Origin of the sequence: Mycolicibacter icosiumassiliensis (genome assembly GCF_900078685.2) — a bacterium.
Classification (GTDB): domain Bacteria; phylum Actinomycetota; class Actinomycetes; order Mycobacteriales; family Mycobacteriaceae; genus Mycobacterium; species Mycobacterium icosiumassiliensis.
This window is the reverse complement of sequence record NZ_LT546166.1, coordinates 42,587-51,521: the sequence shown is the minus strand read 5'-3', so window position 1 is coordinate 51,521 and position 8,935 is coordinate 42,587. Positions and strand designations below refer to the sequence as shown.

12 protein-coding genes are annotated in these 8,935 nt (G+C 68.4%); 6 read left to right on the top strand and 6 right to left on the bottom strand.

Annotated elements, in window-relative coordinates:
* The 3 genes from BN4346_RS47995 to BN4346_RS12330 all read left to right on the top strand — a co-directional run.
* The coding region (locus BN4346_RS47995) for a hypothetical protein (RefSeq protein ID WP_208863200.1) at nt 1-208 on the top strand (208 nt) is incomplete at its 5' end.
* A gap of 202 nt (nt 209-410) precedes the next feature.
* The gene (locus BN4346_RS12560; protein WP_067966592.1) at nt 411-680 is read left to right on the top strand and encodes a type II toxin-antitoxin system Phd/YefM family antitoxin; all 270 of its coding nucleotides are present in this window, start codon (nt 411-413) and stop codon (nt 678-680) included.
* The gene (locus BN4346_RS12330) at nt 670-1,122 is read left to right on the top strand and encodes a type II toxin-antitoxin system VapC family toxin (RefSeq protein ID WP_067966589.1); all 453 of its coding nucleotides are present in this window, start codon (nt 670-672) and stop codon (nt 1,120-1,122) included. The genes BN4346_RS12560 and BN4346_RS12330 overlap by 11 nt, the downstream gene beginning before the upstream one ends.
* Before the next feature lie 92 nt (nt 1,123-1,214).
* On the opposite strand, the gene BN4346_RS12250 is transcribed toward BN4346_RS12330, so the two are convergent.
* On the bottom strand, nt 1,215-1,424 hold the full coding sequence (locus BN4346_RS12250) for a hypothetical protein (RefSeq protein ID WP_067966586.1): 210 nt from the start codon (nt 1,422-1,424) through the stop codon (nt 1,215-1,217).
* A gap of 233 nt (nt 1,425-1,657) precedes the next feature.
* On the opposite strand from BN4346_RS12250, the gene BN4346_RS49815 reads away from it, so the two are divergent.
* The gene (locus BN4346_RS49815; RefSeq protein ID WP_407695038.1) at nt 1,658-2,758 is read left to right on the top strand and encodes a hypothetical protein; all 1,101 of its coding nucleotides are present in this window, start codon (nt 1,658-1,660) and stop codon (nt 2,756-2,758) included.
* Nucleotides 2,759-2,784: 26 nt separating this feature from the next.
* A complete protein-coding gene (locus BN4346_RS11980; protein WP_067966582.1) occupies nt 2,785-3,186 on the top strand; it encodes a pyridoxamine 5'-phosphate oxidase family protein in 402 nt (133 codons plus the stop codon).
* A gap of 13 nt (nt 3,187-3,199) precedes the next feature.
* Here BN4346_RS11980 and BN4346_RS11960 read toward each other — a convergent pair whose 3' ends face one another.
* The 5 genes from BN4346_RS11960 to BN4346_RS11520 form a co-directional block, all read right to left on the bottom strand.
* Complete coding sequence (locus BN4346_RS11960; protein WP_067966578.1) at nt 3,200-3,628, bottom strand: PIN domain-containing protein; 429 nt, start codon at nt 3,626-3,628, stop codon at nt 3,200-3,202.
* Complete coding sequence (locus BN4346_RS11685) at nt 3,612-3,857, bottom strand: AbrB/MazE/SpoVT family DNA-binding domain-containing protein (protein ID WP_067966574.1); 246 nt, start codon at nt 3,855-3,857, stop codon at nt 3,612-3,614. The genes BN4346_RS11960 and BN4346_RS11685 overlap by 17 nt, the downstream gene beginning before the upstream one ends.
* A 231-nt stretch (nt 3,858-4,088) precedes the next feature.
* The gene (locus BN4346_RS11680) at nt 4,089-5,420 is read right to left on the bottom strand and encodes a bifunctional adenosylcobinamide kinase/adenosylcobinamide-phosphate guanylyltransferase (RefSeq protein ID WP_067966571.1); all 1,332 of its coding nucleotides are present in this window, start codon (nt 5,418-5,420) and stop codon (nt 4,089-4,091) included.
* Between the two features lie 83 nt (nt 5,421-5,503).
* A complete protein-coding gene (gene groL / locus BN4346_RS11595; RefSeq protein WP_067966568.1) occupies nt 5,504-7,129 on the bottom strand; it encodes a chaperonin GroEL in 1,626 nt (541 codons plus the stop codon).
* Between the two features lie 238 nt (nt 7,130-7,367).
* Nucleotides 7,368-8,066 carry a M24 family metallopeptidase gene (locus BN4346_RS11520; protein WP_067966566.1) on the bottom strand — a complete coding sequence of 233 codons (699 nt, stop codon included), beginning with the start codon at nt 8,064-8,066 and terminating at the stop codon, nt 7,368-7,370.
* A 55-nt stretch (nt 8,067-8,121) separates the two neighbouring features.
* Here BN4346_RS11520 and BN4346_RS11170 point away from each other — a divergent pair.
* Nucleotides 8,122-8,935, top strand: an 814-nt coding sequence (locus BN4346_RS11170; protein WP_154677657.1) for a DEAD/DEAH box helicase, incomplete at its 3' end; no start/stop codon positions are given.

Genomic DNA, 8,935 nt, shown 5'->3' with positions numbered 1-8,935 from the left:
CACCGGCGGCACCAGCAGCAACCCCCCCGGCGGTGCTCCCGGCGGCGACGGCGGACCCGGAGGCACCGGTGGCGACGGCGGCACCGCGTCCTCCCCCGCCGGTGACGGCGGCGCCGGTGGTCCCGGCGGCACCGGCGGCGACGGCACCACCCAGCCCGGCACGACAGGCCAGCCCGGCGCTCCAGGCACCCCCGGCCAGAACGTTTAGACGGCGGCACTGGCAGCACCCAGGACAACATCCAAGGCCAGCCCGGCGGATAAGCCACGGCGCGTTCTTAGCGTTCGGAACCCCTCGGCGTGGCCGATGCTGAGCACCGAGCCCGCAGTCGGGGTACCCACGACGACGAAACGCCTGTAAGTCGAGTGCTACCCCGTAGCACTCGGTAGCACATCCGCGTACCCTAGACTCCATGCCCGCACAGCCCGAGATCACCCAGCGCGACCTGCGGAACCGCTCGAAGGAAATCATGGATGCCGTCCAGCACGGGCAGTCGTTCACCGTCACCCGGGACGGGCATCAGATCGCTGAACTGATTCCGCTGCGCCAGCGCAGGCGATTTGTGTCGCGCACCGAATTCGCGGCGATGTCACGCGGCGCGCCGGGCATTTCGCTTGACGCCTTCCGCGCCGACCAGGACGTCACCGCTGATCAGGATGCGGACGACCCCTATGCCCGCTGATCATGAGCGTGGTCTGCTCGACACCAACATCATGATTTTGCGTCGATGGATCGATCCACAGCAGTTGCCTGAGGCGATGGCGATCAGCGCGATAACCCTGGCGGAACTGTCGGCCGGGCCACACGAAGTGCGCCGAAACGGCGCCCAGGATGAGTACGACGAGCACCTCGAGCGCGCGCGCCGCCTGGATGTGCTCCAGCGTGCCGAGAACGAGTTCGACCCGATTCCCTTCGCCACCGAGGCCGCCCGGGCCTACGGCAGGGTTTGCGCCGCGGTCATCGGCGCCGGACGCAAACCCCGCCGTCGGGTTGCCGATCTGATGATCGCAGCCGTGGCGATCGCCGAAGGTCTGCCGCTGTTCACCACCAACCCGCAGGACTTCCATGGATTGGACACATTGTTGACGGTCGTTCCGGTGACCCGACCTGGCCTACCGACGTGAAACCGTGAGGGGCCCAGTCACCGCACCGAGCGCCACGGCCAGCAGCTCTTCGGATGCCGGGCGTGACAGCGGTTGCAGTTCGAGCCGGTTTACTACTCGGGAATCTTGTGCAGCTCCGCATCTAGTTTTTGGTGTGCCAGCCGGATGATGCTGTCGAGTCCTTCGGGCTCGATCTGTAGGTAGCCGCAGATCACTTCGTCGGCGACACCGGCGTCACGCAAGCGCAGGGCCAGGGAATGCGCGTCGGGAAGCCGCCGCAGGGCGGCCTCATACCGGTGTCCGGTCTGGTGAAAAGCGGTCACATCTGCCCTCGATTCGGTCGACACCGCAACCCTGCCCGGCCCGTCGACGCGCGGTCTCCGTAGTCGACTACCCGATTCCCGGCGATGCGCCGCCCGGCTACGCAGGTGCCGACCTGAGTAGTCGGCGCTGCACCGGGCGCAAGGACAGGTAGTGCGCTACGCGGCTCGACGCGGCGTGCTGAGCGCAGGCTGAGGAGCAGCTTCGGTCTGTGCACGGGTAAGGGGAGGTTGGCATGTCTGGTCGTCGTCGCGGTCGGGTGATCGGTGCCGGTACGGCTGTCGGGGCGTTTTTGGCGTTCGGGATGTCCCCGCTGGCGGGCGCGCCGACGGCCCGTGCGGACGAGTTCGGCTGGATCGATGACCTGTTCGACCCCTCGGCGTGGCAGGCCCTGGTGGTGGGTGCGGCACCGGCCACCGGTGATCCCCTCGACTGGGCGGGGCTGTTCGACCAGTGGGTCTATCAGCCGATGCACGACTCACAGCAGGACTGGATCGACAGCCCGCTGGGTCAGTGGCTGGATCCGATCATCAACACCCCCTTCGTCTACCTGTTCGGCCGCGATTTGATCGGCAACGGCCTCGATGAGTTCACCGGCACCAACGACTCCCTGCTGGGCTCCTCCGGAGTGTTCGGCAACCTCGGCGACGGGGGTTTGTGGTTCGGTGACGGCGGCACCGGCGCTGCTGGTGCCGACGGCGGCGACGCCGGACTGATCGGTAACGGCGGCACCGGTGGGGCCGGCGTCGATGGCGGTGCCGGTGGTGACGGCGGGTCCGGCGGCTGGCTGATGGGTGCCGGCGGCAATGGTGGTGCCGGCGATGCGGGAACGGTGGAGCCGGCGGAAACGGAGGCTGACCCCGCCTGGTCGGCCGATTCCGGCCCTGCCGTCGCATCGACGCGGGAAAGCCCGCCGTGGCGAACCCTGCGTGCCCCTACCCTGGACACCATGGCCAAGCCCGTCGACCTCGCCCGGCTGGGCGAGTTGCTCCAGGACTACGGCTTCGCGTTCCTGGTGACCGTCGGCGACGACTATCGGGTTCGCAGCACCGCGATCACCCCGACCTTCGACGGCACCAGGGTGGATATCGGACCGGTCGGCGCCCACGGCCGGCAGAACATCGCGGCCCGCGCCGGTGTCAGCCTGGTCTGGCCAGCCCGCGAGGTCGGCGAGTACTCGCTGTTGGTTGACGGCCAGGCCGAGCTCCCCGACGACCCGGCCGGCCCGGTGTTGGTGACGCCGACCAAGGCCCTGCTGCACCGGCCGGTCTTCGAGGCCGGCACCCAGCGGGCCGTCGGCACCGCCCATGACTGCGTGCAACTCAAGGCGGATTGACAGTCCCGCGGTTTAGGCTCGCGCCCATGGCCTCCAACGTGGATTTCGACCGGCTCGCGGAGAAACTGGTGGGCTACGACTACGCCTACCTGATCACCGTCGACGCCGAGAACCGACCGCATCCGGTGCCGGTGGTGCCGGTACTGCAAGGCGATACCGTGCACATCGGTGCGCTCGGCGGCCGGCGTAGCCGGGCGAACCTGGCCCGCAGCAGCGACGTGACCGTGATGTGGCCGCCGCCGGTTCCGGGCGGTTACACCGTGATCGTCGACGGCACCGCCGAAGTGTCCGACGCCGGTGAGCTGGCCAGCCTGGCGATCGCCCCGAGCCGCGCAGTGCTGATCCGGGTCGCCACCCCCGAATCGCCGGGTGAAACCCCTTGCTACAGCGACTGTGTCGACCTAAAGCTCACTGCGCAGGGAGCCTGACCCCGCGGTCACGTCAGTCCACGAACCGGTAGTCGACGTCGAGTGCGCGGTAGGTTCGCTCCGCCCGACGATCGCGGGTCAGCAAGGTCCGTTGATTGGCGATGGCGGCCTGTCCGACCAAGGCGTCATAGACCGAGCCACCGACGATGTCCAAATCGGCCAGCCGCTCCCGCAGGTCACGTGTCGCGGTTGCCTCGAGCCAGCAGTCTTGCGGGAACGCCTGGGTCAGCACCGAGGCCGCCTGGGCCGCACTCAAACGCAGCGGAAGCGGAAGCGGAAGCCGGGTCAACACCGAGTACGTCTCGAACGCCGCGTGCCCCGCGAGCGCAGGACGAAGCTCGACGAGGGCTCGACGGCAGGCAGGGTGTGCTTGGTGGGCCGGATCGAGAGCGGCGACGGCAACACTGGTGTCGCACGCCCACCGATCAGCGTTGGGTGTCATCGCGCAGCCGACGCACGTCGTCGTCGGTCAGCACGGCACCGTCGACGTCGCCGAGGATCGGCAGCCCATCGCTGGTACCGATGGCCCGTGAGCGCCGTCGAACCGGCTCGATCCGCAGACCGGAGCCGTCGGGAATCAGTTCGAGCGGGGTGTCCGGTGTGATTCCCAGTGCGACACGCAGCGCCTTGGGAATCACCACCCTTCCCACCCGGTCCACCGTCACGTACACAGCAACGAGATTACCATTGTATTGCCAAAATGGGATTCTATCGCCTGGAGATCAACAGACTCGCCTCTCCACCACGACCGCGTGATTTCGCTGACGCTATCCGTTTCCGACGCACCCACATGCCCGTTGGCCCGGTACCAAAGTGACAGCTATGGAACACGGCTATCCGGGTCGCCACCTCGGAGGCGCCGGGTGAAACCCCTTGCTAAAGCGACTGTGTCGATCTCAGAGTCAGTCCGCAGGAAGCCTGAGCGGCCGGCCGGCCACCATCAGCACTACGTCGTCGGAGGCCGCGGCGATCCGCGCGTTGAGCACGCCGAGCAGGTCGCGGAACAGCCGTCCCGACGCGGTGGGCGGCACTACCCCGCTGCCCACTTCGTTGCTCACCGCCACCGTGCGCACCGGGCAGGCCCGCCAGGCCGACACCAGCTCATCGATATCGGTGTACACGCCGTCCAACGCGCCGCCGTCCCACACGTGGTGCAGATCCATCCGCGCGGTGAGCCAGGTGCCGAGGCAGTCCAGCAGCAATGGGTTTTCGGCGACGCGCAGCGCATCGGCGACGTCGACGGTTTCCACGGTGTGCCACGCAGACGGGCGTCGGGCGCGGTGCTGCCGAACCCGCTCGGCCCATTCCGGGTCACCTTCACGCACCCCGCCGGTAGCAAGGTAGGTCACGGCCGGCTCGGCGGCCAGCAGCGCCTCGGCATGCGCGGACTTGCCCGAGCGCGCCCCACCTAGCACCAGAGTCCGAGTGGATGCCGTACCGACCGCACCCACCCGCACCACCTCACCGTCACGTCCCGGCCGAGCACCTGAATCAGACAGTACCGCAGTCAATTCCGGCTCAGCAGGATTGTGGTGACTCAGGTGTACCGCGACGACGTCGGTGGCGGCAGTGACGGCGCCGCAGCCCCGCAGCCGCGCCACGGTTGCCGTGAACGCCGGCAGATCGTGATGCTCCGTACCGTGCCCGGTGTAGTTGCCGAACGTCTCCTCCAAGAACACCGCGTCGTACCCGGCACCGGCCACCGCGGCATGTGTTTCTTCCGGCAACGGCCCGGTGTCGGTGGCCCAGAAGATCCGACCGCCAACAGATTCCAGGTCGTAAAGCACTGCGTCACCGCCGATGTCGGCGCCGTGCGCGGCGGCCAGCACCCGCACGTCGTAGTCACCGAGCCGAATCCGGTCACCGGCCTGCACGGTCACGAACCGCACCGGGTCATCCGGTCCCACCCAATGTCGGCATTGGTCGAGTGCACTTGCCGGGCCGACCACGTCCAGCGCTTCGGTCGCCCCGGTCCAGTGCCGCATCAGCAATGCCGCGGGTCCGACGTGGTCGGGGTGGCCGTGGGTGAACAGGATGTGCCGCACAGCGGCCAGGGATCGGCCGAATCGCACCGCGGCCCGAGGCGCCTCCGGGCCGCAGTCCAGCAGCAGGACGTCGTCGACCAGCGCCGCGGTCTGGCCACGTAACTCCGCCACAGCCAGGCAGGAGTCGCAGCGACAGAACGGATTCGGCCAGCCGTCGGCGCTGCCGGTGCCCAGCAGCAGGATCTCCATGGGACTATCCTCGCGCACCGGCAGCGCGGGTACGAAAAGGCCCGGCCTGCCGAAGCAGACCGGGCCTTATCGTGCTCAGACTCTTAGAAGTCCATGCCGCCCATGCCACCGGTCGGGTCGCCCGCGGGTGCGGCCGCCTTCTCCGGCTTGTCGGCGACAACGGCCTCGGTGGTCAGGAACAGTGCCGCGATGGACGCCGCGTTCTGCAGCGCCGAGCGGGTCACCTTCACCGGGTCGGCAACGCCGGCCTTGAGCAGGTCCTCGTACTCGCCAGTGGCGGCGTTGAGGCCGGTGCCCGAGGCGGAGTTGGTGACCTTCTCGGCGACCACGCCGGGCTCCAGGCCCGCGTTGAAGGCGATCTGCTTCAGCGGAGCCGACAGCGCGACACGCACGATGTTGGCACCGGTCGCCTCGTCACCTTCGAGCTTGAGCTCGTCGAGCGACGGAGCGGCCTGCAGCAGGGCCACGCCGCCACCGGCGACGATGCCCTCCTCCACGGCGGCCTTGGCGTTGCGCACCGCGTCCTCGATGCGGTGCTTGCGCTCCTTGAGCTCCACCTCAGTGGCAGCCCCGGCCTTGATCACCGCAACACCGCCGGCCAGCTTGGCCAGGCGCTCCTGCAGCTTCTCGCGGTCGTAGTCGGAGTCGCTGTTCTCGATCTCGGCGCGGATCTGGGCCACCCGACCGGCGATGGCGTCGGAGTCACCGGCACCCTCGACGATGGTGGTCTCATCCTTGGTGATGACGACCTTGCGGGCGGTGCCCAGCAGGGCGACGTCGGCGCTCTCCAGCGACAGGCCGACCTCTTCGCTGATGACCTGGCCACCGGTGAGGATCGCCATGTCCTGCAGCATCGCCTTGCGACGGTCACCGAAGCCCGGGGCCTTGACGGCAACGGACTTGAAGGTGCCGCGGATCTTGTTCACGACCAGGGTCGACAGGGCCTCGCCCTCGACGTCCTCGGCGATGATCAGCAGCGGCTTGCCGGACTGGATGACCTTCTCCAGCAAGGGCAGCAGGTCCTTGACGGTCGAGATCTTGGAGCTGACCAGCAGGATGTAGGGGTCCTCCAGGACGGCTTCCTGACGCTCGGCGTCGGTGACGAAGTAGCCCGAGATGTAGCCCTTGTCGAAGCGCATACCCTCGGTGAGCTCCAGCTGCAGGCCGAAGGTGTTGGACTCCTCGACGGTGATGACACCCTCGTTGCCGACCTTGTCCATGGCCTCGGCGATCAGGTCACCGATGGTCTGGTCGCCCGCGGAGATACCGGCGGTGGCCGCGATCTGCTCCTTGGTCTCGACCTCCTTGGCCGAAGCCAGCAGGGTCGAGGTGACCTTCTCGACGGCCTTCTCGATGCCGCGCTTCAGACCCAGCGGGTTGGCGCCGGCAGCCACGTTGCGCAGGCCTTCCTTGACCAGGGCCTGGGCCAGCACGGTGGCGGTGGTGGTGCCGTCACCCGCGACGTCGTCGGTCTTCTTGGCGACCTCTTTGACCAGCTCGGCGCCGATCTTCTCGTACGGGTCCTCCAGCTCGATCTCCTTGGCGATGGACACACCATCGTTGGTGATCGTGGGGGCGCCCCACTTCTTCTCCAGGACGACGTTGCGGCCCTTGGGGCCCAGCGTCACCTTGACCGCGTCGGCGAGGGCGTTCAGGCCCCGCTCGAGGCCGCGACGGGCCTCTTCGTCATACGCAATTTGCTTAGCCATTGCGAAGTGTTTCCTCCGGTTAGGGGGTGCACGTCTTGTCGGTCGGGTGCAGTGCCCGCGACGGACGGCTGTGGGTGTGCTCCGCAGGTGCGGCCCCGTACCTCACCGTCCCGACCTAGCACTCGCCGGTCGCGAGTGCCAACGTCATTTTTAGCACTCGCCTATGGAGAGTGCAAGGTCGCCCGGTGGTGATGCGCGGAGCGCGGCAACGAGCTGTGGGGCCGGGCCATCAGGCACGCTAGAGATCGAGCAGCTGCTCGTAGAAGCCGCCGAACCCACGGTCGGAGTTCACCAGGTGCACCTCCAGGATCCAGTGACAGACCCGGCCGGTGGGATCAGTCCGGCGCATCGGCTCGTCGGATCCGGGCGCGACGTAGAACCGGGCGTCGTCACCGGAGATTTTCTTGTGCGGAAACTCCCCGAGCAGGTGCCCGGCAATGGGAGCGCCGAACTCGAAGCCCGCTTGCTGGGCCAGGCCGACGACGTGGTCGTACAGTTGGGCGCCGGTGATGTCGGCGTGCGCCTCGAAGAAGGCCCGCCCGGCACTCCACACCCCAGGTAGCGCGTCGCGTAGCGCCAGCTTGTCCGGGTCATTCCCGAGCACGAAGGTGCGGCCGAAGTCGGCCTCCCACTCTTCGAAGATCGGACCCAGGTCGAGGTAGGCGATGTCGTCGCCGGCCATGACACGGTCGGGCGGGTCGGCGTGAAACGGCAGCAGGCTGTTCTCCCCGGCCCGCACCACCCGCCGGTGCCAGTGCCGCGTCACCCCGAACATGTCGGCGGCCAGGTCCCGGATCTCGTCGGACAGCTGCCGCTCGCCGACGCCGGGGCGGACCATGCCGCGGCGCTCGATTTCGTCGAACAGCGCGACCGCCTTGGTCTGCGCATCGCGGAGCCGCTCGACACGGACGGATTCCGGCTCAGGCGGGGTGGACACACCAGCGATGCTATCGGCTTGCCCTAGACTGCATCTCGATCAGATAGGAGACCGGGTGCGGGCTGAAGCAGCGCCCAGCACCCGGGCTTTGCGGGGCTGGCAACGCCGGGCTCTGGTGCGCTATCTGACCGCCAAGCCGCGAGATTTCCTGATGGTGGCCACCCCCGGCGCCGGTAAGACGACGTTCGCGCTGCGTATCGTCGCCGAGCTGCTGGCCGACCGGACCGTCGAGCGGATCACTATCGTGGTGCCCACCGAACACCTCAAGGTGCAGTGGGCGTCGGCCGCCGCCTCGCACGGCATCGCGCTGGATCCGCGGTTTTCCAACTCCGACTCGCAGACCAGCTCGGAGTACCACGGCGTCGTCGTCACCTACGCGCAGGTCGCCAGCCACCCCACCCGGCACCGGGTGCGTACCGAGGCCGCGAAAACCCTGGTGATCTTCGACGAGATCCACCACGGCGGCGACGCCAAAAGCTGGGGCGACGGCATCCGCGAGGCATTCGACGACGCCACCCGCCGGCTGGCGCTGACCGGAACCCCGTTCCGCAGCGACGACAGCCCCATCCCGTTCGTCAACTACGAGCCCGACGGCGCCGGCCACCTGCGCTCGGTGGCCGACGACAGTTATGGCTACACCGACGCACTGGCCGACGGCGTGGTGCGCCCGGTGGTGTTCATGGCCTACTCCGGCGAGGCGCGCTGGCGCGACAGCGCCGGCGAGGAGCACGCGGCCCGACTCGGCGAGCCGCTGACCGCCGAGCACACCGCCCGGGCGTGGCGAACCGCGCTGGACCCGGCCGGCGAGTGGATGCCGGCGGTGATCACCGCCGCGCACACCTGGGGGCTGGTGGGGTTCGCCGGAGAAG